At 71.1% G+C, this 22,058-nt stretch carries 17 protein-coding genes; 5 read left to right on the top strand and 12 right to left on the bottom strand.

Translation table 11 applies throughout. The features are described 5' to 3' along the window. The first annotated feature begins 67 nt into the window (after window positions 1-67). Genes ABZU74_RS16070 through wecB form a run of 4 tightly spaced genes read left to right on the top strand, consistent with a single transcriptional unit; the run spans window position 68 to window position 4,585 of the window. Entirely contained in the window at window positions 68-1,108 is a 1,041-nt protein-coding gene (locus ABZU74_RS16070) for an SDR family NAD(P)-dependent oxidoreductase (protein WP_355423739.1), read from the top strand. Next, window positions 1,102-2,229 (top strand): capsular biosynthesis protein, encoded by a 1,128-nt coding sequence (locus ABZU74_RS16065; protein WP_355423736.1) that lies wholly within the window; start codon window positions 1,102-1,104, stop codon window positions 2,227-2,229. Before ABZU74_RS16070 ends, ABZU74_RS16065 begins: the two co-directional genes overlap by 7 nt. After that, on the top strand, window positions 2,226-3,464 hold the full coding sequence (locus tag ABZU74_RS16060; RefSeq protein ID WP_355423734.1) for a glycosyltransferase family 4 protein: 1,239 nt from the start codon (window positions 2,226-2,228) through the stop codon (window positions 3,462-3,464). Before ABZU74_RS16065 ends, ABZU74_RS16060 begins: the two co-directional genes overlap by 4 nt. Further along, the gene (gene wecB, locus ABZU74_RS16055; RefSeq protein ID WP_355423731.1) at window positions 3,461-4,585 is read left to right on the top strand and encodes a UDP-N-acetylglucosamine 2-epimerase (non-hydrolyzing); all 1,125 of its coding nucleotides are present in this window, start codon (window positions 3,461-3,463) and stop codon (window positions 4,583-4,585) included. Before ABZU74_RS16060 ends, wecB begins: the two co-directional genes overlap by 4 nt. Window positions 4,586-4,647: 62 nt before the next feature. Here the strand turns inward: wecB and ABZU74_RS16050 are convergent, their stop codons facing one another. The 8 genes from ABZU74_RS16050 to ABZU74_RS16015 all read right to left on the bottom strand — a co-directional run bounded on the left by ABZU74_RS16050 (window position 4,648) and on the right by ABZU74_RS16015 (window position 15,575). Continuing rightward, the gene (locus tag ABZU74_RS16050; RefSeq protein ID WP_355423728.1) at window positions 4,648-6,513 is read right to left on the bottom strand and encodes a polysaccharide biosynthesis protein; all 1,866 of its coding nucleotides are present in this window, start codon (window positions 6,511-6,513) and stop codon (window positions 4,648-4,650) included. Window positions 6,514-6,638: 125 nt separating this feature from the next. Continuing rightward, the gene (locus ABZU74_RS16045) at window positions 6,639-7,277 is read right to left on the bottom strand and encodes an acetyltransferase (protein WP_355423725.1); all 639 of its coding nucleotides are present in this window, start codon (window positions 7,275-7,277) and stop codon (window positions 6,639-6,641) included. Continuing rightward, window positions 7,274-8,422: an aminotransferase class I/II-fold pyridoxal phosphate-dependent enzyme gene (locus ABZU74_RS16040; protein ID WP_355423722.1), complete on the bottom strand. Its 1,149-nt coding sequence runs from the start codon at window positions 8,420-8,422 to the stop codon at window positions 7,274-7,276. Before ABZU74_RS16040 ends, ABZU74_RS16045 begins: the two co-directional genes overlap by 4 nt. After that, complete coding sequence (locus ABZU74_RS16035; protein WP_355423719.1) at window positions 8,419-9,129, bottom strand: sugar transferase; 711 nt, start codon at window positions 9,127-9,129, stop codon at window positions 8,419-8,421. Before ABZU74_RS16035 ends, ABZU74_RS16040 begins: the two co-directional genes overlap by 4 nt. Window positions 9,130-9,338: 209 nt before the next feature. Then, a complete protein-coding gene (locus ABZU74_RS16030; RefSeq protein WP_355423716.1) occupies window positions 9,339-11,468 on the bottom strand; it encodes an acyltransferase family protein in 2,130 nt (709 codons plus the stop codon). A gap of 206 nt (window positions 11,469-11,674) precedes the next feature. Next, window positions 11,675-12,106, bottom strand: a complete 432-nt coding sequence (locus tag ABZU74_RS16025) for a hypothetical protein (RefSeq protein WP_355423713.1) — start codon at window positions 12,104-12,106, stop codon at window positions 11,675-11,677. A 24-nt stretch (window positions 12,107-12,130) separates the two neighbouring features. Beyond that, window positions 12,131-13,012 (bottom strand): aminoglycoside phosphotransferase family protein, encoded by an 882-nt coding sequence (locus ABZU74_RS16020; protein ID WP_355423841.1) that lies wholly within the window; start codon window positions 13,010-13,012, stop codon window positions 12,131-12,133. Between the two features lie 121 nt (window positions 13,013-13,133). Beyond that, a complete protein-coding gene (locus tag ABZU74_RS16015) occupies window positions 13,134-15,575 on the bottom strand; it encodes a Tex family protein (RefSeq protein ID WP_355423838.1) in 2,442 nt (813 codons plus the stop codon). A 167-nt stretch (window positions 15,576-15,742) separates the two neighbouring features. Between ABZU74_RS16015 and dgt the strand changes: the two genes are divergently transcribed. After that, window positions 15,743-17,254 (top strand): dGTP triphosphohydrolase, encoded by a 1,512-nt coding sequence (gene dgt / locus ABZU74_RS16010; RefSeq protein WP_355423710.1) that lies wholly within the window; start codon window positions 15,743-15,745, stop codon window positions 17,252-17,254. Window positions 17,255-17,303: 49 nt separating this feature from the next. Here dgt and ABZU74_RS16005 read toward each other — a convergent pair whose 3' ends face one another. From ABZU74_RS16005 to ABZU74_RS15990, 4 genes are all read right to left on the bottom strand, one after another. Further along, a complete protein-coding gene (locus ABZU74_RS16005; RefSeq protein WP_355423835.1) occupies window positions 17,304-18,416 on the bottom strand; it encodes an MBL fold metallo-hydrolase in 1,113 nt (370 codons plus the stop codon). A gap of 172 nt (window positions 18,417-18,588) precedes the next feature. After that, entirely contained in the window at window positions 18,589-19,593 is a 1,005-nt protein-coding gene (locus ABZU74_RS16000) for a serine hydrolase (RefSeq protein ID WP_355423707.1), read from the bottom strand. A 112-nt stretch (window positions 19,594-19,705) separates the two neighbouring features. Then, on the bottom strand, window positions 19,706-20,635 hold the full coding sequence (locus ABZU74_RS15995) for an SDR family NAD(P)-dependent oxidoreductase (protein WP_355423704.1): 930 nt from the start codon (window positions 20,633-20,635) through the stop codon (window positions 19,706-19,708). 55 nt (window positions 20,636-20,690) lie between these two features. Continuing rightward, a complete protein-coding gene (locus ABZU74_RS15990) occupies window positions 20,691-21,875 on the bottom strand; it encodes a zinc-dependent alcohol dehydrogenase (RefSeq protein ID WP_355423701.1) in 1,185 nt (394 codons plus the stop codon). Between the last annotated feature and the right edge of the window lie 183 nt (window positions 21,876-22,058).

The raw sequence follows: 22,058 nt of genomic DNA, 5'->3' as shown, positions 1-22,058 counted from the left end.
GTGCGGCCATTGACACCGCCGGCAGCGGCCGGCTGGACGCGAGCCATCAGTAGCGAACGGAGCGGCAGTGACTTTATTGACCACTGGACGGCGGGTCCTGATCACCGGCGGAACGGGTTCGTTCGGCCGGACGATGGTCCGCCGACTTCTCGATCGGGACGTCGCTGAAATCCGGGTGTTCAGCCGGGACGAGGCCAAGCAGGACGAGATGCGCCGACTCCTCGGCGACGAGCGAGTCCGCTACCACGTCGGGGACGTACGTGACTACGACTCGGTGTTGCAGGCCAGCCGCGGCATCGATCACGTGTTCCACGCGGCTGCCCTCAAGCAGGTGCCCTCGTGCGAGTTCTTTCCGCTCGAGGCGGTGCGGACGAACATCCTCGGCAGCGCGAACGTCGTCGAGGCGGCCGCGCGCAACGGCGTCGGCTCGGTGGTGGTGCTGAGCACCGACAAGGCCGTCTACCCGGTCAACGCGATGGGCATGAGCAAGGCGATGATGGAGAAGGTCGCGCAGGCGCACGCCCGCAACAACCCGAACAGCGCCACCATCGTCTCCTGCGTCCGGTACGGCAACGTCATGTACTCCCGCGGATCGGTGATCCCGCTGTTCATCGAGCAGATCAAGGCCGGGCGGGCGCCGACCGTCACCGACCCGACGATGACCCGCTTCCTGATGTCCCTCGACGAATCGGTCGAGCTGGTGGAGCATGCCTTCCAGCACGCCCGCCCGGGTGACATCTTCATTCGCAAGGCGGCCGCCTGCACCATCGGCGACCTGGCGGAAGCTGTCTGCGAGCTCTTCAACGTACCGGCGAAACTGGACGTCATCGGCGTCCGGCACGGCGAGAAGCTCGACGAGACGTTGGCCAGCCGGGAGGAACTGACCCAGGCGGAGGATTTCGGCGAGTTCCTCCGGGTGCCGCTGGACGCCCGCGATCTGAACTACTCGCTCTACGTCTCCGAGGGTGAGCTGGACGGAGAACCCGTTAAGGACTTCAACTCGTCCAATGCGCCACGTCTGGGCGTACCGCAGATCATGGAGCTGCTGAAGAGGTTGCCGGAGATCCGCGCGGAGCTGGCCCTGCGGGACCCGGTGCTGGCGTGCTGAAACTCGCCTTGACCGGCGGCGGCGGCTTCCTCGGCTGGCACGTGCGGGTGCTCCTGCGGGCGCTCGGCTGGCCGGAGCCGGTGATCATCACGCGCGCCGACCTGGCCGACCCTCGTGTCGTCGGCGCCAAGGTCTCCGGTGTCGACCGGGTGCTGCACCTGGCCGGCGTGAACCGCGGCGATCCGGCGGAGGTCGCCGAGGGCAACCGCCGCATCGCCGCGCAACTCGCAGCCGGCCTGCGCGCCGCCGCGGATCCGCCGTCCAGCGTCGTGTACGCGAACTCGGTGCAGGCCGGCAACGGCACGCCGTACGGCGACGCCAAGGCGGACGCCGCTCGGATCCTCGCCGACACCCGACTGCCGCTGGAGGACGTGCTGCTGTCCAACCTCTACGGCGAGCACGGCCGCCCGTACTACAACTCTGCGGTGGCGACGTTCTGTCGGGTGCTCGCCGAGGGTGGGCAGCCGGAGGTCCACACCGATCGTGAGATGGCCCTGGTGCATGTGACCGACGCCGCGGCCCGGCTCGTCGGCGTGCCGGCGGATGGTTCCTGGGACCCGGCCATGCCGGCGTTACGGCTGGGCGTTCGCGAGCTCGCCGAACGTCTGGCCGGGCTGGCCGCCACCTACCGCACCGGCGAGATCCCGGTCCTGACCGACCGGCACCTCGTGCGGTTGTTCAACACCTATCGCTCGCACTGCTTCCCGACGCACTACCCGCTGGCGCTGCCCCGCCGCGCCGACGTCCGCGGCGAGTTGGTGGAGACGGTAAAGGTGCACGGTGGTGCCGGGCAGACGTTCAGCTCCACCAGTCACCCGGGCGTGACCCGGGGCGAGCACTTCCACCTGGCGAAGGTGGAACGGTTCGTGGTGCTGCGCGGCACTGCGGAGATCAGCCTGCGTCGGGTCTGTGACAGCGACGTGGTGCGATTTCCGGTCTCCGGGGACGAGCCGGTCGCCGTCGACATGCCCACCATGTGGGTGCACAAGCTGGTCAACACCGGTGACGACGAGCTGGTCACCCTCTTCTGGACCAACGAGCTGTTCGACCCGGCGCGTCCGGACACCTGGCCGGAGCCGGTGGAGTCGCGCATTCCGAGGCCCGCGGTGGTCGCCGCGTGAGGGTCGGCCTGGTCAGCCAGTGGTATCCGCCGGAGGGTGTGTTCATCCCGGGCAACCTGGCACAGCACCTGGCCGCGCGCGGCCACCACGTCCGGGTGCTCACCACCTACCCGAGCTACCCGCACGGGCGGCTCTACCCCGGCTGGCGCCAACGCTGGCGGCATGTCGAGATGCAGGGAACCGTCGCGGTGCGACGGGTTCCCGCGTACCCGAGCCACGACACGTCGGCGCTGCGCCGAGCGGCCAGCCACATCACGTTCGGTGTGAGCAGCGCGCTCGCCGGTCCGAGCTGGCTCGGTGGCGTCGACGTCACGTACGTCTACCACCCGCCGCCCACGGCGGTCGCTGCGGCGGCGCTCGTTCGGGCTGCCCGGCGTACGCCGATCGTCCTGCACGTGCAGGACATGTGGCCCGACTCGGTGCTGCACTCCGGGATGGCCCCGACCGGTCTCGCCGGACGAGCGGTGGCGGCCGGCGTGGACGCCCTCATGCGGACGGCATACCGGTTGGCGGCCGCGATCGTGGTGATCTCACCGGCGATGGCGGCCCTCGTGGTGGAGCGGGGTGCCGATCCGAGCCGTGTGCGTGTGGTGTGGAACTGGACCGACGACGTTCTGTTCCGGCCGGTGGCACCGACGGAAGCGGCCCGCGCGACGCTCGGACGACGGGACCGGTGCACTGTGATGTTCACCGGCAACCTGGGTCTGCTCCAGGGCGTGGACACGGCGATCCGCGCGGCGGCCGCCGTTCGGGACCGGGTGGACCTGGTTCTGGTCGGGTCGGGTGCCTACGAGGACGAGGCCCGCAGGCTCGCTTCCGAGTTGAACGCGGACAACGTGCGTTTCGTTGGTCGCCGCCCGCCGACGGAGATGGCCGAACTGTACGCGGCGGCCGACTGGCAGCTGGTGTGCCTGCGGGATCTGCCGGCGCTACGCGGCACCGTCCCGTCGAAGCTGCAGGCTGCCTTTGCCTGCGGCGCTCCGGTGATCGCCGCGTTGGGCGGGGACGCCGCCGCTCTGGTGGAGTCGAGTGAAGCCGGCCTGGTGTGCCCACCGGGGGACTGGGCGGTGCTCGCGGATCGCCTGCGGCAGGCAGCCGACACGGCTGCGGCCGACCGCGCCGCCATGGGTCAGCGGGCCCGCCGGGCCTACCGGGAGCGGATGTGTGTGCGGGTCGGAGTCGACCAGTTCGAGGACATCCTGACGAAGGTGGCAGCAGGGAAAGGACGGCCATGACCCGTGTGATGACGCTGGTGGGTACCCGGCCGGAGATCATCCGGCTCTCGCGGGTGATGGCGAGGCTGGACGACGTGGTGGAGCACGTGTTGGTCCACACCGGCCAGAACTGGGACAGCTCGTTGTCCGAGATCTTCTTCAAGGAGTTGCGCATTCGGGAGCCGGACCGGTTCCTGCGCGTGGACACCTCGACGCTCGGCCGGGTGCTCGGTGGCGTACTGGTCGGTGTGGAGGAGGCCATCGCCGAGGTGCGGCCGGACGCGCTGCTCGTGCTCGGTGACACCAACAGCTGCATCGGTGCGCTGATGGCCCGCCGGCTGCGGGTGCCCGTCTACCACATGGAGGCCGGTAACCGCTGTTTCGACCTCAACGTCCCGGAGGAGACGAACCGACGTCTGGTGGACCACGTCGCCGACTTCAATCTCGTCTACACCGAGCACGCCCGGCGGAACCTGCTGGCCGAAGGGCTGCACCCCCGCCGGATCCTGCACACAGGTTCACCCATGCGCGAGGTGCTCGAGCACTACCGGCTGGACATCGAGGCGTCGACGATCCTGCGTCAGCTGGAGCTGACGCCGGGCCGGTACTTCCTGGTCAGCGCCCACCGCGAGGAGAACGTGGACAGCCCGGCCCGGTTGGCCCGGTTGCTGGAATGCCTCCGCGCGGTTCGTGACCGCTGGCAGTTTCCGGTACTCGTGTCCACCCACCCTCGGACCCGCAAGCGGCTGGAGTCGTTGGCGCCCGGCGCGACGGCGCTGGACGGGATCGCCTTCCACGAGCCGTTCGGTCTGCTCGACTACGTACACCTGCAGACGAAGGCCTTCTGCACGCTGTCGGACAGCGGCACGATCAGCGAGGAGTCGGCGATCCTCAACTTCGCCGCGGTGACGCTGCGCGAGTCGATCGAACGGCCGGAGGCGTTGGACGCCGGCGGCATCATCATGACCGGTCTCGACCCGCATGGTGTGGTGGAGGCGGTCCAGGTGACCGTCGACCAGGTCCGCGCCGAGGGAGTTCCCTGTCCGGCCGACTACCAGGTGCGGGACACCTCCCGCCGGGTGGTCGACTTCATCCTGTCCACGGTCCGTCGGCACCACGACTGGGCGGGCATCCGCCGCTGACCGGCGACAGACAGCGGGCCCGGCGACAGTGGTCGCCGGGCCCGCTGAGTTCGTGGGTCGGTCTAACGCGCCAGCGGCACGTGGATCGTCCCCTCCCTGGTGCTCGCCGGGGTGCACAGCGCAGCCAGGTGGGCGATCAGCTTTTCCGCGTCGTCGTACGGGTCGAGTCCGCCCACCTCGAGCGGGTCGAGCGCCGGCACTGTGACGTGTGAGATGAGCGGGTGGAGCGGACGGTCGTCGACCTCGCCGGTGCCGAACAGGTCCTCGTGGAGTTTCTCGCCGGGCCGAAGCCCGGTGTAGACGATCGGCACCCGACTGTCGGCCTGCTCGGCCATCTGCTTCGCCACGTCGGCGATGCGGACCGGCGCGCCCATGTCCAGCACGAGGGCCTCTCCGTCCCGACCGATCTCGGTGGCCTGGAGCACCAGCCGCACCGCTTCCTCCAACGTCATCAGGTAGCGGGTGACGTCCGGATGGGTAACGGTCAACGGGTTGCCCATCTCGATCTGGCGTTGGAACGCGGTGACCACCGAGCCGCGGCTGCTGAGCACGTTGCCGAAGCGGACACTGAGGAAGGTGCCGGGGAACCGGCGCGCGGCGTGCGCGGTCAGCCGTTCGGTGATGCGCTTGGAGTAGCCGAGCACGCTGATCGGGTTGGCGGCCTTGTCGGTGCTGATGTTGACGAACTTGGCGACGTCGCGGCAGGCGTCCAGCACGGAGAGAGTGCCCCAGACGTTTGTCATCACCGCTTCGCCGGGGTTGCGCTGCAGGAGCGTGAGGTGCTTCAGTGCCGCGGCGTGGAAGATGACGTCCGGCCGACGTTCTCGGATGATGCGCCGGATGCGTTCGTCGTCGCGCAGGTCGGCAAGGATCAGCTCGGGACCGTCGAGCATGGCCCGCCCATTCAGTGACATCTGCAGGGCGTGCAGGGCGGACTCGTCGCGGTCGAGCATCATCAGCTCGCCGGGATCGGCCTTCAGGACCTGACGGCACAGTTCCGAACCGATCGAGCCGCCGGCGCCGGTGACCAGCACTCGTAGACCGGCGAGGCCGTCGCCGCTCAGCGGCAGGTCGCCGATCACCTGCCGGCGCCCCAGCAGGTCACTGATCTGCACGTCCCGTACGTCGGTGACGGTAATGCGATGGTCGACCAGCTCGCGGACCGGCGGCAGCACTTTGAAGGCGGCGCCGGTCTGCAGTGTGGCCTCGCGGATCTGGCGGATCAGCGCGGCGTCGGCGCTGGCCACGGAGAAGATGACGGTGGTGGCGCCGGTGCGGCGGACCGCCTCGGCGAGGTCTGCCCGGCCGCCCAGTACGCGAACGCCGCCGAAGCGCAGGTTGCGCTTGTCGGGGTCGTCGTCGAGCGCGCCGACCGGCAGGTACCGGCCGCGTGGGTCGCCGAGCATCGCGCGCAGGAGCCCTTGACCGGCATCGCCGAGGCCGAACAGCAGTACCGGGGTGGCGGAGCGCACGTCGGGCCGCATCGCGAGGTCGTGCCGGTGCCGGTACGCGGAGCGGGCGGCGAGCATCAGCAACAGCGTCAGTGCGCCGCCGATCAGCGGAGTGCTGGCCGGCACCGGTCGGTCGGCCGACGGCAGCAGCCCGATCAGCAGGACGGCGGTGGGGGTGGCGACGTTACCGGCGACCCCCTGCACCTCCTGGAGGCTGCCGAGTGGGTGCCGGCCAGAGTGGAGCCGGCGTACCGCGGCGACCGCCACGTACATCAGCGCCGCGATACCGCCGATGCTGGCCGCGCGGCTCAGCTGTCCGGCGGGCGGGTGGAACTCGTAGCGGGTCCAGACGGCGGCGACGAAGCCACCCACCCAGGCTGCGGTGTCGGTGGCGAGGAAACCCAGGGCGCGGCGGCGCGCCCTGGCCCGACGGACCCGTTGTTCGGCAGGCTCGGTCCTTCCGGTGTCCTGCGGCATGTCTGACTCCCGTTTCCGACGATTGGCCCCGCAGAGCAGGGGGTATTAGGCTATTCATCCTTTTTACACTTCAATGAGATGATTTGCGGAGTAACTGCCTGGTGACGGGGTTCGGACTGACCAGGTCAGCGCGCCGGTACGCCCTTGACCACCACACCGTCGGGTACGTCCCGCACCACGCAGGCACCTGCACCCACGGTGCTGTCCCGACCTATCCGAAGGCCCTGCAGCACCGCCGCCGTGGTCCCCACCAGCACGCCCTCCGCCAGGTGGCAGTCACCGGAGATCGCGGCGAGTGGATTGACCGAGACGAAGTCGGCCAGCACCGAGTCGTGCCCCACCGTGGTGTTCTGATTGAGGTGGACGTGTCGGCCCAAGGTCACGTTGGTGGTGACCCGGGCACCCGCGAACACGAGCAAGCCGGGCCCGTACCGCGTGTCCCGCCCGATCGTCGCGTCCGGGTGGACGAGGCTTCCGGCTGGAGTGCCGTAGGCGTCGACCCGCGCGGCGACGGCTCGTCGCACCAGCGGGTCACCGATCCCGATGACGTGGTGGAGATCCGCCGGCGCGTCCCGTAACCACGCGAGCCCACCCAGGTAGGGCACCTCCAGGCGCTGAACCCGCTTCAGGTTCTCCTCCGACGGCCGGTCGTCGACGAAGCCCACCAGGTCCCACCGCGGCCCGCCGGCGACAGCTGTCGCCCGTGCGATGGTCAGTGCCTCCCGGCCGTGGCCGCCGCAGCCCACGATGACCAGTGGCGTCACCCGGAGGTCGCTCCCGTTCGAACGGCCAGGAACCCTTCGATGGCGCCGAACACGGTGGCGACCTGTTGCTCGGTGAGGCCGCTGCCGCTGGGCAGGGTCAACCCCTCGGCGAAGAGATCGTCGGCCGCCCCGGTGAGCAGACTCTCGCAGTCGGCGTACGCGGGCTGTCGATGCATCGGCTTCCACACCGGCCGCGTCTCGATGTTCTGAGCGGCGAGGTGGGCGGCGAGATCGGCGGCCCGCCAACCGGAGCGTTCCGACCGCACCCGGATGACGGTGAGCCAGCAGTTGGACTCGAGGTCCTCGGCGCCGACCAGTTCCACGCCGGGCACCGAGGCGAAGAGCTTCGCGTACCGCTCTCGCAGTAGGCGACGGCGGCCGATCATTCCGTCGAGCCGTGACAGTTGGGCCCGGCCCAGTGCGGCCAGCAGGTTGCTGAGGCGGTAGTTGTAGCCGGTCTCCCGGTGCTCGTAGTGCATGACGGGCTCCCTGGCCTGATTGGCCAGGTGACGGGCGCGGGCCAGCAGCGGTAGGTCGTCGGAGACGAGCATCCCACCGCTTGAGGTCGTTATGATCTTGTTGCCGTTGAACGACAGCGCGCCGACCTGGCCGAACGAACCGGCCGCCCGGCCGTGCTCTGCCGCCCCGAGCGCCTCCGCCGCGTCCTCGACGGCCGGCACGCCCGCGTCCGCACATACCGGCAGCAACGCCGCGTAGTCGGCGCAGCTACCGAACATGTCGACAGGCACGACCGCGCCGACTCTCTCGCCGCGTGCGCGCAGCCGGCGCAGCAGCTCAGTCAACAGCGGCACGTCGATGTTGCCGGTGCGCACGTCGCAATCGACGAAGACCGGCCGGGCACCCGTGTAGCGCACGGCGTTCGCGGTGGCCACGAAGGTCAGCGTCGGTACGACGACGACGTCACCGGCCTGGACGCCCACCCCGAGCAGGGCCAGGTGCAGCGCTGCGGTGCCCGAGCTGACGGCGACCGCGCCGCGGGTGCCGACCCGCGCCGCGACCTCGTTCTCGAAGCTCTCCAGATCGGGACCGACGGGTGCGACCCAGCCGGATCGCAGGGCCGCTATGAGGTACGACTCCTCCAGGGGCCCGACGTCGGGTTGGGAGAGGTGCACTCTGTCCGTCATCGGCGTTCGCCCTGCCGTACGGTCACCGCGGTGCGGCGCCCGGTCGGGACGGTCCCCAACGGTGCCGTGGCCCCAGCCGAACTGCCGAGAAATGTCGGAGCGGTGGCCACGCCGACGGCGGAGATCCCTTCACGGCGCAGCACGGTGCGGACCGTCGCGGCGAGAATCGTCAGGTCAAGTCCGAGGCAGCGGGTGTCGACGTACTCCACGTCGAGGTCGAACTTCGTCTCCCAGCTCAGCCCGTTGCGGCCGCGCACCTGGGCCAGGCCGGTCACGCCCGGACGCACCTCATGCCGGCGGGCCTGGTGAGGTGAGTAGCGAGGCAGATATTCCGGCAGCAGGGGGCGAGGGCCGACGAGGCTCATCTCGCCCCGCAGCACGTTCCAGAGCGTGGGCAGCTCGTCGAGGCTGGTGGCGCGCAGCCAGCGTCCGAGCGGCGTCAGCCGGTCGCCGTCCTCGACGAGGCCACGGCGCGGGTCGGGCGCACGCATCGTGCGAAACTTGATCAGCTCGAACGGTTCGCCGTGACGGCCCGTGCGGAGCTGGCGGAACAGCACGGGACGCCCCAACCCGAGGGCGACCAGCAGCGCCACCGTGGCGATCACCGGCGCGAGCAGTGCGAGCAGGATGACGGCCGCGACGACGTCGATCACCCGCTTGCCGCGATCGGGTCGAACCGCCCGCCGAGGACCCTCGACGGTAGTCACGCCAGGAACCGGCACCTTCCCCACCTCCTGCTGCTCGGACAAACACCGTTTATGGGTCTATCAGGCACACGAGTGCGATATGGCGCAAACAATCACAGTCGGTGTTGATCCCGTCGGAACAACGCGGACCGGGACGGGAAGACACGGGTGTCAGCTGGTGGTGGGGGTGGAACGGCACTCCAGGACGAACCTGTCGACCAGCCGGCGCATCAACTGCCGCTCTTGCGCACGGCGGCGAGCGAGCTGTCGAGCCGCGGCGCCAGCGTCCGGGAGTAGGTGGCGGTGAGGTGGTTGCTGTCCCGGTAGACCAGCACGCCGCCGATGACGGCCGCGCAGCGGTCGGTGGGGCAAATCGCGTCGTTGAGATTGACGAGATGTACGCCCTGTTGGCCCTCGGCCGCCTGCTCCTGGGCGACGCCCCCACCGGCCGCCAGCACCTCTTCCCGGGACGGGGCGCACCGGGTGAGCTTGTCCGGGTTGGCCGAGACGCATTCGACAGGGTCACGACGGTGGTACGGCGTGTCGCGGAGCACCACCACCGGAATTCTGGCGTCGGTCATCTCCCGCCACGTTTCGCGTAAACCGTCCGCCAACCTTTCGTTGACCTGCTGCGTGACCGGTTTGCCGTCCCGCACCGGAAGATAGAGCGAGTTGCTGACCAGCAACAGGTCGGGCGGATCAGCGCGTAGCTGGTCGCGGACACGCTGGTTCCACTCGGTGCAGCTCTCGTACGGCCGCCCGGCCAGCGCTACCTCCATCTTGAGGAACGGGCACGAGGACTTGGTGTGCGAGACCACCCGCCACTTCTGCTTGGCGGCGACCTCCTCGAGGGCGGGCAGCCACTGTGCGGCATGGGAGTCGCCGGCGAGCACGACGGTGAACGTCGCGTCCCGGACGCCGTAGACACACGTCAGCGGCGTACTGCTGTTCTGCTGTACGTGACAGCCGGTTCGCGCGGTGGTCGGCAGATCCTTCGGTGCGACCAACGGGTTCGGAACGATGGACGCGACCCGATCGACGGGGCTGCCCGCCTTGTCACCTCGGGGTGACCGACCGAGGACTGCGGCACCGGCCGGCCCGACCGGCGTCGCGTCCGCTGATGGGCTGGGCCCGGCCACCGCTGGTAGCGCCGAGACGGGCGGGGGCGGCTGTGCCGCCGGCCAGACGGTGAGTTGGAAGAGGAGCCCGGCGATCACGGCCACGCCGGTGCACACGGCCCCGACGCGCAGCGCCTGCGCCGGTTGCCATTGCAGCGTCTGCGACCGGCGGATCGGGTTCTCCACGAAGTGGTAGGTGAGGACCGCCGGCACGACCGAGGCCGTTACCACGGCCAGGCGCGCGGACGCGCTCAGCTCGCCGAACCGGTAGTCGGCGACGACAAGCAGCGGCCAGTGCCACAGATAGAGCGAGTAGGACAGGGCACCGACCACGCGCATCGGCGGCAGGCTGAGCAGCCCCGCCGGCCCGGCGCGGCCGGCTGCCACCGCGAACGCGATGATCGCCGCCGTGCCGCCGGTGGGCAGCAACGCGACGTACCCGGGGAACGCCGAAGTGGCATCCAGCAGGAACGCCGAGGCGACCACGGCGGCGAGGCCGGACCAGGCGAGCAGGACTGCCAGCACGCGCGGGGTGCGATGCAGTAGTCCACCGGCGATGGCCACCGCGCCGCCGAGCGCGAGCTCCCAGAGCCGAGTCGTGGTCACGAAGTACGCCGGCGCGGGATCGGTCGACGTCAGATAGATCGACCAGGCGAGGGACGGCACGGCCACGACGGCGAACCCGAGCATCAGCACGCCCCGCCGCAGCCGTCGCCGGCCGCCGAGGACGGCCAACCCGAGCAACAGCAGCGGCCAGATCAGGTAGAACTGCTCTTCGACGCTGAGTGACCAGTAATGTTGCAGGACGCTCGGGGCCTGATCGACGAACATGTAGTCCACTGACTGCTCGGCGAGCCGCCAGTTCATCACGTACAGGGCGCTGCTCACCACATCCCATGCGGAATTGGAGTAGCGGACCCTCGGCAGGAACAGGTACGTGAGCAGCAGGGTGACCAGGAGCACCAAGCCGGCGGCGGGCAGCAGCCGCTTGGCGCGTCGGGCGTAGAAGCCGAGTAGTGAAATACGCCCGGTGCCCTCGAGTTCGTCGACGAGCAGGCCCGTGATCAAAAATCCGGAGATCACGAAGAAGACGTCCACGCCGACAAAGCCGGCGGGAACGAACTGAGTTCCGGCGTGCCCGGCCAGTACCAGGATGACCGCGAGAGCCCGCAGTCCTTCTATGTCGCCCCGGAAGGACGCCGCCCGTGCTGGGGTGATCGGTCGGCTTCGTGTCTGCGTCATCGTCCCAACCAGAAATAGAATTTGTTCTCATTTGACGTCGAAACAGGGCCAACGTCCGGTATGGTTCCGTTGCGGATCAACGAGGCGGGCCGCGCGAGGGTGCGCTCAGCAGTCAGCCCGGGTTCGCTACGCGGACCGTCTCATCCGTCGAGCGGTGGCATGCCGGTCACGCCATGCGTGGCCGGAGTAGTGACGTGACGCGGGTGTCAGCCGTCAGAACCGGCGTCGAGCCGGCGGGTGAGCAGCGTCCGCAACGGGATCGACTCTCCGTCGCGGCCACCCGCCCCGACGACCAAGGGCGCCGGGCTGGGCTGCGGATCGACGCCGAACAGCCAGGCCCGCAGACCGCCCGGCACGTTCAGCAGGTGGAACCGGCCGGTCACGTCCACCGCCCGGGTTTCGGCCCGGTCGACGTACCACCCGGTCAGCCTGGTCCGGTACCGGCCACGGCCGTCGTAACCCCGCGCGACCAGGCGGGCGGGGCGTAACCCGCGCCGGGTCGCCTCGGCCACGAACCAGGCCACCAGCTCCGCCGCTTCGGCCTGCTCGGCGGCCCGCCGCCGCGCGTCCGCCTCGGCGTGCGCGCGCACCGCCTGACGCTGCTGATCCCGCCACGTCCGGCCGTCGGGCTCACTCACGACGTCGACGGTACGCGACAGGGCTTATTCGAGTACGGCCCGCAGTGTGCGCCGGGCGATCGCCGCCATCACCGGGTTCGTCCGGGCGTAGTACGGAAGCGCGTTGATCGCCTGTCCCAGCGCCCAACCGCGCCCGCGTTCCCAGGTCGGGTCGTCCACGCCCAACGCCCGCCGGTACGTCTCCCGCGACCCGGCGTCGAACAGGTTCCACGCCGGCATCAGGTCCACCGCCGGGTCACCCACCTTGACCGTCTCCAGGTCGATGACGGCTGCCAGTCGACCGTCCCGGACCAACAGGTTGCCCGGCATCAGGTCACCGTGGATCCACCCGTCGACGTCGTCGCGCGGGGTGTCCCGGCACCGTTCCCACACCTCGGCGAGCCGAGCGGTGTCGGTGAGCGCCGTACTGACGGAGAGGGCGGCCCGCACCCCGGCGTCCTCGGCGGGCAGCGGGCCACCCCGCCCTGATCCGGACCACACCCGACCGCCGGCGTCGATGCCACGCAGGGCGGTCACGACGCCGGCCAGGTCACGGGCGAAGCCGTCCAGGTCGTCGATCCGGCCGGGGTGGGCCGACTCGCCGGCGATCCAGCGGTACGCCGTCCACGGCCCGGGATACCCCTCGCCCGGGCCGCCGAGGCCGAGCGGTTCGGGCACAGGGACCGGTAGATGCGCCGCGAGCAGGCTCGCGTGCTCCTGCTCACGTTGCAGTTCGGCGCGCAGGGCCGGATCGGCGCCGGGTTGCAGCGGAAAGCGCAGCACGATCTCCGTACCGAGCCGGAACAGGGCGTTCACCGTGCCGGTCGAGACGAGCGGACGGATCGGCAGCGCCCGCCACCGGGGGAACTGCGCGGCCACCAACGCGGCGACGACCTCGACGGTGACGTCGACCTGGTTGGCATGCATCTTCACCAGAAGATCCTTACCCGAGGCCCCATCGCCACGCGAGCGGGTTTCCCGCAGACGCGTCGCCCGGGATGCCCGCCGAATCTGGAGGCATCCCGGGCGACGTCGCCCTGCCGTCTGGTCAGGCCAGTCCGGCGCGGCGCAGGGCCTCCGCCATCGCGTCATTGGCCGGAGCCGAGCCGCCCTGCCGTTGCTGACCACCGCGACCGCCCTGACCGCCCTGACCACCGCGACCGCCCTGCGAGCCGCGACCGCCCTGCCCAGCCGGCGAGCCCTGACCGCCCTGGCCGCCCGGCCCACGCTGGCCGCCACGACCACCCTGACCGCCGCGACCCTCCTGGTTGGTCCGGTCGCCCCGACCCGCGTCGGCGCCAGGCTCGTCCTCCAGGCGCAGGGTCAGCGAGATGCGCTTGCGGGGTACGTCCACGTCGAGCACCCGGACCTTGACCACGTCGCCGGACTTCACCACCTCGCGGGGGTCCTTCACGAACGTCCGGGACATCGCCGAGACGTGCACCAGACCGTCCTGGTGCACCCCGACGTCGACGAACGCGCCGAACGCGGCCACGTTGGTGACCACGCCCTCCAGCACCATTCCCGGCGTCAGATCGCTGATCTTCTCCACCCCCTCGACGAAGGTGGCGGTGCGGAACTCGGGGCGGGGATCCCGGCCCGGCTTCTCCAACTCGGCGAGGATGTCGGTGACGGTGGGGAGACCGAACCGGTCGTCGACGAAGTCGGTGGCGCGCAGTCCGCGCAGGATGCCGCTCTTGCCGATCACCGAGCGCAGGTCCTGCCCGGTGGTGGAGAGGATGCGGCGCACCACCGGGTACGCCTCGGGGTGCACGCTGGACGAATCCAACGGGTCGTCGCCGTCCGGGATGCGCAGGAAGCCGGCGCACTGCTCGAACGCCTTCGGCCCGAGCCGGGCCACCTTCTTCAACTCGGTACGCGACCGGAACGGCCCGTTGGCGTCCCGGTGCAGCACGATGTTCTCGGCCAGGCCGGCGCCGATCCCGGAGACCCGGGTCAGCAGTGGCGCGGAGGCGGTGTTGACGTCCACGCCGACCGCGTTGACGCAGTCCTCCACGACCGCGTCCAGCGACCGAGACAGCTTCACCTCGGACAGGTCGTGCTGGTACTGCCCCACGCCGATCGACCGCGGGTCGATCTTGACCAGCTCGGCGAGCGGGTCCTGGAGCCGGCGGGCGATGGAGACCGCGCCGCGCAGCGACACGTCCATTCCGGGCAGTTCCTGTGAGGCGTACGCGGAGGCGGAGTAGACCGACGCGCCGGCCTCGGAGACCATCACCTTGGTCAGGTTGAGCTGCGGGTGCCGGGCGATCAGATCACCGGCGAGCTTGTCGGTCTCGCGGGAGGCGGTGCCGTTGCCGATGGCGATCAGCTCCACCCCGTGCGCCCCGGCCAGCCGGGCGAGGGTCTCCACCGACGCGTCCCACTGCCGGCGCGGCTCGTGCGGATAGATCGTGTCGGTGGCGACCACCTTGCCGGTGGCGTCCACCACTGCCACCTTCACGCCGGTTCGCAGGCCCGGGTCCAGGCCCATGGTGGGTCGGGTGCCGGCCGGCGCGGCGAGCAGCAGGTCCCGCAGGTTGGTGGCGAAGACCCGCACCGCCTCCTCCTCGGCGGCCTGCCACAGCCGCATCCGCAGGTCCGCGCCGAGGTGGATGAGGATCCGGGTACGCCACGCCCAGCGCACCGTGTCGGTCAGCCAGCGGTCGGCCGGGCGGCCCGAGTCGGACACCCCGAACCGGCCTGCGATGGCCGCCTCGTACCGGGTCGGGCCGGTCGGTACGGCGTCCGCCTCGCCCGCCTCCTCCGACTCCATCGTCAGGTCGAGCACGCCCTCCTTCTCGCCCCGGAACATCGCCAGGATCCGGTGCGAGGGCAGCTTCGGGTACGGCTCGGAAAAGTCGAAGTAGTCGGCGAACTTGGCGCCGGCCGCCTCCTGACCCTCGCGTACCCGGGAAACCAGCCGGCCCCGCGACCACATCTGCTCGCGCAGCGTGCCGATCAGGTCGGCGTCCTCCGCGAAGGTCTCGATGAGGATGGCCCGCGCGCCCTCCAGCGCGGCGGCGGCGTCGGCGACGCCCTTGTCCGCGTCGACGAACCCGGCGGCGGTGGCCCGCGGGTCCTGGCTCGGGTCGGCCAGCAGCGTCTCGGCCAGCGGCGCCAACCCGGCCTCGCGGGCGATCTGCGCGCGGGTCCGCCGCTTCGGCTTGTACGGGAGGTAGATGTCCTCCAGCCGGGACTTCGAGTCGGCGGCCATGATCTGCGCTTCCAGCGCCTCGTCCAACTTGCCCTGGCCGCGGATCGACTCCAGCACCGCGGCCCGCCGCTCGTCCAGCTCGCGCAGGTAGCGCAGCCGCTCCTCCAGGGTACGCAGCTGGGTGTCGTCGAGCAGGCCGGTGGCCTCCTTGCGGTAGCGGGCGATGAACGGCACTGTGGCGCCGCCGTCGAGCAGCTCCACTGCCGCCCGCACCTGACGCTCGGCCACGCCGAGCTCGTCGGCGATCCGCTGATGAACAGACTGGGTCACGATCTCGATCCGCCTTCGACTCGATCCGCCTTCAAGAGCGGGTACGCCTGCATTCTGCCGGGCGGGCCGGGGCGCTGTCGCCGCGCCCGTCCGGGGCGGCAGACCGAACCGCCGGGCCTGGCCGGGGTGACCGGCGGCGGTCCCGTCGGGCCTGCGCTAGCGTGGCGATCATGGAATCTGCTGCGGAGCCGCGCGCCCGGCGGCTCTTCGGCGGCAGCGCCCGAGCCCTCGGCGACCTCACGGCCAACCCGTTCCGCGCCGACCGGGACCGGATCGTCGGCTCGCCGTTCTTCGCCCGCCTCGGCGGCGTCACCCAGGTGATCAGCCCGGTCGGCTCCGGGCTGCTGGTGCACAACCGGCTCACCCACAGCCTCAAGGTCGCCCAGGTGGCCCGGGCGGTCGCCGAGCGCCTGACGGCCGACGACCGGTGGCGTGACCTGCTGGACAAGCTCGGCGGCTGCGACCCCGACGTGGTGGAGGCCGCCGCGCTCGCCCACGACCTCGGCCACCCGCCGTTCGGGCACCTGGGGGAGCGGGTGCTGGACCGGCTGGCCCGCCAACGCCTCGGCCTCTCCGACGGTTTCGAGGGCAACGCGCAGTCGTACCGGATCGTCACCAGCACCGAGATCCGCGGCGCGGCCACCACCGGGTTGGACCTGACCGCGGCGGTCCGCGCGGCGATGCTGAAATACCCGTGGACCCGCCTGGACCACCCCGACCCGCACCCCCGCACCATGGACCCCCCGCCGCGCGGCGCCACCCCGCCGCCGGACGACCCGGAGAGCGGCTCGTCGAAGTTCGGCGCGTACCGGACCGAGCTGGACGACCTGCGGCAGGCCCGGGCGCCGTTCGCCGGTCGCATCCCGGACTGGCAGCAGACCGTGGAGGCGTCCGTGATGGACACCGCCGACGACATCGCGTACGCCATCCACGACGTGGAGGACTTCTACCGGGTCGGGGTGCTCCAGCAGGGTTCGGTCTCCGCGGAGTTGATGGCCTGGCAGCGCGAGAGCGGACAGCTCCGGGCGATCACCGATGCGGCGCTGGCCACGGCGGCCCGGCGACCCGGGGCGGCGATCGAGCGGCTCCGCCGGCAACTGCACCGCAAGGACGCCTGGATCGCCGACGACGACGCGTTCGCCGCCGCCGTCGAGCACGTCCGCGAGGAGTTGGTGGACGGGCTGCTGGCGATGCCGTTCGACGGCTCGATCGAGGCCGAGCAGTACGTGGCCCGGTTCTCCGCCCGCTGGTCCACCCGCTTCGTCGAGGCCATCACGGTCACCGAACAGCCGTCGGTGCGCTCCGGGCACGTGCTACTGGGCTGCGCGCAGTGGCACGAGGTGCAGGTGCTCAAGTTCGTCCACCACCGGTTCGTGCTGGCCCGCCCGGATCTCGCCCTGCACCAGCGCGGCCAGGCCCGGCTGCTGGGCACCCTGGTCGAGGCGCTCTGGGAGTGGCTGCTCGACCCGGAGGAGGAGTCCCGGCTGCCCCGCCGACTGCACGACCTGGTCGAGTTGGCCGAGGCGGAGCTGCACCCACGAACCCCGGACCGGATCGGTCGCGCCCGGGGGCGAGCCATCGTGGACTTCGTCGCGCAGCTCACCGACGGTCAGGCGGTGGCCATGCTGGACGCGCTCTCCGGTCGGTCCGGTGCGCTCTGGACCGACGCGTTCGTGCTCTGACCCGGCTCAGCTCTGGCCTGACCCGGACGATGCCTGCGTCAGCCCGACGTCAGGCGACGGCCTGCCACCAACCGTCGACGGCGGGCGGCTCGTCGACCACCACCCGCTCGCCCGGCCGGGGCACGGCGAGCCGCACGTCGCGGGCCTTCGCCTCGGCCCACAGCCGGTCGACCGGCTCGGACCAGTCGTGCAGGGCCAGGTTGAACGTCGCCCAGTGCACCGGCACGAACAGCCCGCCGCGCAGGTCGAGGTGGGCGTTGACCGCCTCCTCCGGGAACATGTGGATCGTCGGCCAGGCCCTGTCGTACGCGCCGATCTGCATCAGCGTCACGTCGAACGGCCCGTGCTCGGCGCCGATCTCGGCGTACCCGTCGAAGTAACCGGAGTCGCCGGTGTAGAAGATCTTGCGGCGCGCCCCGGCCACCACCCACGAGCTCCAGAGCGTGCCGTCGCGGCGCAGCCCGCGTCCGGAGAAGTGCTGGGCGGCGGTGGCGGTGATCTCCAAACCGGCGACCCGGTGCGACTCGGACCAGTCCAGCTCGATGATCCGCTCGGCGGGTACGCCCCAGCGGTCCAGGTGCGCGCCCACGCCGAGCGGCACCAGGAACGGCGCGGACTGCCCGGCGAGCAGCGCCCGCACGGTGGCCATGTCGAGGTGGTCGTAGTGGTCGTGCGAGATCAGGATGGCGTCCAGCGGGGGCAACTCGTCGATGCCCACTGGTGGCTCGTGCAGCCGGCGCGGGCCGACCAGACCGGACGGGGAGCACCTGTCGCTCCACACCGGGTCGAGCAGCACCCGCCGACCCTCGATCTCGATCAGTGTCGAGGCGTGGCCGTACCAGACGATGTTGAGCTCGTCGGCGGCCTCCGGCCCGCCGGTGCGCCCTGGCCGCACGGACGCGCTCGGGCGCAGCAGCGGCACCGGCGCGGTGGGACGCCGCTTCTGCTTGCCGAAGATCAGCTCGCGGACCAGGTTGCGCCCCGGCTCGGCGATCATCGTGCGGGTGCCGGCCCGGTTGTGGAAGGTGCCCTCGCGGAACTGCGGCGAGCGGGCCGCCCGTTCGGCCCGCGCCCCGCTGAGCCGGCCACCCAGCGCCGCCGGCACATCCCGGGCGACCCAGGCCAGGCCGGCCAGCGCGGCCAGGCCGGCCGCGCCCCGCATCCGCCGCCCGAGCGACCGTTCGACGTCCGTGTTCTGCCCTCGTGCCATTGCCGTCCCTCCGACGTGTCCGCCCTACACGGTAGTCACCCGGACCGACCCGTGCCTCGGTGGTCGCCACGCCGGGTCGGTCGCCGGCAGCGGTGACCGACCCGGGACGAGCTCAGCGGGTGCCCTAGCCGCCGTTGCTGGGGCGTCGGGCGGTGACCCGGAACGTCTTGCCGACCCCGGCGATCCGGTCCACCGCGGCCAGGAACCTGGGGCCCATGGCGGCCCGCGCCTGCACCGCCGGGTGGGTCGCGCCGAAGTCCTCAGGGTTGGCCTGCCCGTCGGCGAAGAGCGCGTAGGTGAGCACCGCCGCGCCGGAGCGGTCGAAGATCACACCGGCCTCGTGCCGGGCGTCGGCGAACCAACCGGCCTTGGTGGCGATCCGGGCCCGCTCGTCGGAGGACATGGTGCGCCGGATGCCGTCGGTGAACGCCACCGGGGAGCGCAGGATGCCCAACAGGTACGTCGTCGAGGCGGGGGAGAGCAGCGTGCCGGCGACCAGGGCGCGCAGCAGGTCGTGCGTCTCCCGGGGGGTGCTGGTGCCGAGGAAGAACCGGTTCGGGTTGGCCACCGGCTGGACCTGGGTGTTCGGGAAGCCCTTGGCGACCAGGATGGAGTTGATCTCGGCGGCCGGGGCGACCAGCCCGCACAGCCGCACCGCCGTGTCGTCCGAGACGGTCAGCAGGTTGGCCAGCACGTGCCCGATGGTCACCAGGCTCGGGTACGCGCCGTCCAGGCTGAAGATGCCGTCACCGCCCGGTACGACGATCGCCGCGCTCACCTCGACCTGCTGGTCCAGGGTGAGCAGCCCCCGGTCGACCTTGTCCAGCACCGCCGTGGCGACGGCGATCTTGTTGACGCTGTACGCCTCGATCCGCCGGTCCGCGTCAGCCTCCACAGCGACCACCGGCGCGCCGGCCGGGTCGGCGACGCTGACGTACGCCTGCCAGTTGCCGCCGGCCTCGGCGCTGTGCCTGGCGTAGACGGAGGCGACCCGACGGGCGGCCCGAGCGGGGGTGGTCGGCGACGTCTCGGTGACGTCGGCGGCGCTAGCCGGGGCGGCGGCGCCCAGCACCGTGCCGGCGGTGGCCACAGTGCCCAAGCCGAGCGCCGTTCTGCGGTTCAGTCGCATGGTCAATCGTCTCCCCGATCGTGGTGCGCCAGAGCGCTTGCTGGCCCACCACACTAGGCGAGTTGATCGATGCATGAGGCCCCCGAACATGTCCCGATCAGTTCCGAACAGGTCAGCTGAACCGTCGGCGCAGTGCGGCGCCCACCGCACCGACCGGCCCGAACACGAGTTGCCGCAGGTCGGGTAGGTGACCACCGCGGACCGCCTCGCCGGCGGGGTGCGGAGCGAAGACCGAGCCGTCGTGCGCGGCGACTGACCGTCCACTCAGGCCGGCCGCCCGCATCAACGGGCCGACGAGGGCGTCATAGACCCCCGGCAGGAGCGTGAAGCCGGCTCGCAGCACCACGTTGAGCCGGCCCACGGTGACCTCCCGGCGGGGTGAGTCCACACAGTCCACGATGGCCCGGGCCACCCGCTGCGGTCCGGCGATCGGCGGCGGAGGTCGCCCGATCCGGCCCAGATAGTTGGCCGCCTGCTGGTACACCGGAGTGTCCACGCTGCCCGGGTTGACCAGACACAACCGGATCTCCGGGCTGTCGCGCAACTCCTGCTGCACCGTCCGGACCAGACCCTGCAACCCCCACTTGCTCGCCACGTACGCGCTCATGTACGGCGCGGTGATGTGCCCCAGGACCGAACCGGTGAGGATCACGGTGCCGGCCCCGGCGGCCCGGAAGTGCCGCAGCGCCACCCGCACCGAGCCTGCGGCGCCGAGCAGATCGGTGCGCACCACCTGGTCGAAGACCCGTTCCGGCAGCTCGTCGAAGCGTCCGTAGGCCATCACCGCCGCCGTGTGCACCCACACGTCGACGCGGCCGAAGCGGTCGATCGCCGCCTCCACGAGCGCGTCCAGCGCGTCCGGCTCGGTCACGTCGGTAGGCACGGTCAGCACGTCGACGTCCGCGCACTCCGCGCGTACCTCGGCCAGGGTCGTGGTGGCGCGAGCGGCGAGGACCAGGCGGTCGCCGCGCTCGGCGAACGCCCGGGCCGTCGCCCGGCCGATCCCGCTGCTCGCGCCAACGATCACGACCACCCGGCTCACGGCACCGGCTGCGTTCGTGACTGCGGGGCTCGCAACCCCGGCTCACTCCTCGCACTCACGGTTCGAGCACGACCTTGATGCAGCCGTCCTCCTTCTTCTGGAACATCTCGTACGCCTGCGGCGCCCGGGCCAGCGGCAACCGGTGGGTACGCAGGTCCTCCACGCCCAGTGGGTCGTCGTCGCCGGAGAGCAGCGGCAGGATCTCGTCGGTCCACCGGCGCACGTGACACTGACCCATCCGCAGCTGGACGCCCCGGTCGAACATCTCCATCAGCGGCATCGGGTCCGCCTCGCCGCCGTACACCCCGGAGATCGACACGGTGCCACCACGGCGGACCCCCTTGACCGCGGCGTGCAGGACGGACAGCCGGTCCACACCCGCCCGGTCGGTCATCGTCTGGGCCAGCTTGTCCGGCAACAGCCCGGCGGCGGTCTGGGCCAACTTCCCCGCCGGCGACCCGTGTGCCTCCATCCCGACCGCGTCGATCACCGCGTCCGGGCCGCGCCCGTCGACCAGGTCGATCAGCGCGCCCGGCACGTCAGACAGCTCGTTGACGTCGAGCACCTCGATGCCGTGCCGGCGGGCCAGCTCCAGCCGCTCGGGCACCAGGTCCAGCCCGATCACCCGGCCCGCGCCGAGGTGGCGGCCGATCCGCGCGCAGAACTGCCCGACCGGACCCAACCCGAAGACGGCGAGGGTGCCGCCCGGCGGGGTGTCCGCGTACTTCACCGCCTGCCAGGCGGTGGGCAGAATGTCGGACAGGTAGAGGTAGCGCTCGTCGGCGCCGGTCTGCGGGATCTTGATCGGCCCGAAGTGGGCCTGCGGTACGCGCAGATACTCGGCCTGCCCGCCCGGCACCGACCCGTAGAGCGAGGTGTAGCCGAACAGGGACGCTCCCTTGCCCTCGCTGGTGACCTGGGTGGTCTCGCACTGCGCGTAGAGCTGGCGTGAACACATCCAGCACCTGCCGCAGGCGATGTTGAACGGCACCACCACCCGATCGCCCGGCTTGAGCCCGGTCACCTCCGACCCGACCTCCTCGACGATGCCCATCGGCTCGTGGCCCAGGACGTCACCCGGCTTCAGGTACGGCCCGAGCACCTCGTACAGGTGCAGGTCGGACCCGCAGATCGCAGTCGAGGTGATCTTCACGATCGCGTCGGTCGGCTCCTCGATCCGAGGGTCCGGAACCTCCTCGACCCGTACGTCTCGCTTGCCCTGCCAGGTGAGCGCCTTCATGTCCCTCGTCCCTTCTCACTGCCGTCTCGGAAGACTGCTACCCGGGCTCGGGCGCTTGAACCGGCCGCCTGTCTCTGGGCGTGCGGTTTGGCGGTTCGGATCCAGCTGATCCACTCGCGTTCCTTGAAGTCGCGGTATCCGAGGCCCGGAAACGGGCCGACTTCCTGAAACCCGAGTGGATCA

It is taken from the genome of Micromonospora sp. NPDC005171, assembly GCF_040608575.1.
Taxonomy (GTDB): domain Bacteria; phylum Actinomycetota; class Actinomycetes; order Mycobacteriales; family Micromonosporaceae; genus Micromonospora.
The sequence above is the reverse complement of the archived record's forward strand: the minus strand, read 5'-3'. Positions and strand labels throughout refer to the sequence as shown.

What these genes read in the sequence shown, in the direction of transcription:
- ABZU74_RS16050 (WP_355423728.1), bottom strand. Translation starts at nt 6,513, where the DNA reads ATGCCGCAGGACACCGGAAGGACCGAGCCTGCCGAACAACGGGTCCGT.
- ABZU74_RS15990 (WP_355423701.1), bottom strand. Translation starts at nt 21,875, where the DNA reads ATGAAGGCGCTCACCTGGCAGGGCAAGCGAGACGTACGGGTCGAGGAG.
- ABZU74_RS16030 (WP_355423716.1), bottom strand. Translation starts at nt 11,468, where the DNA reads ATGACGCAGACACGAAGCCGACCGATCACCCCAGCACGGGCGGCGTCC.
- ABZU74_RS16000 (WP_355423707.1), bottom strand. Translation starts at nt 19,593, where the DNA reads ATGCGACTGAACCGCAGAACGGCGCTCGGCTTGGGCACTGTGGCCACC.
- ABZU74_RS16040 (WP_355423722.1), bottom strand. Translation starts at nt 8,422, where the DNA reads ATGACGGACAGAGTGCACCTCTCCCAACCCGACGTCGGGCCCCTGGAG.
- ABZU74_RS16005 (WP_355423835.1), bottom strand. Translation starts at nt 18,416, where the DNA reads ATGCGGGGCGCGGCCGGCCTGGCCGCGCTGGCCGGCCTGGCCTGGGTC.
- wecB (WP_355423731.1), top strand. Translation starts at nt 3,461, where the DNA reads ATGACCCGTGTGATGACGCTGGTGGGTACCCGGCCGGAGATCATCCGG.
- dgt (WP_355423710.1), top strand. Translation starts at nt 15,743, where the DNA reads ATGGAATCTGCTGCGGAGCCGCGCGCCCGGCGGCTCTTCGGCGGCAGC.
- ABZU74_RS16020 (WP_355423841.1), bottom strand. Translation starts at nt 13,012, where the DNA reads ATGCATGCCAACCAGGTCGACGTCACCGTCGAGGTCGTCGCCGCGTTG.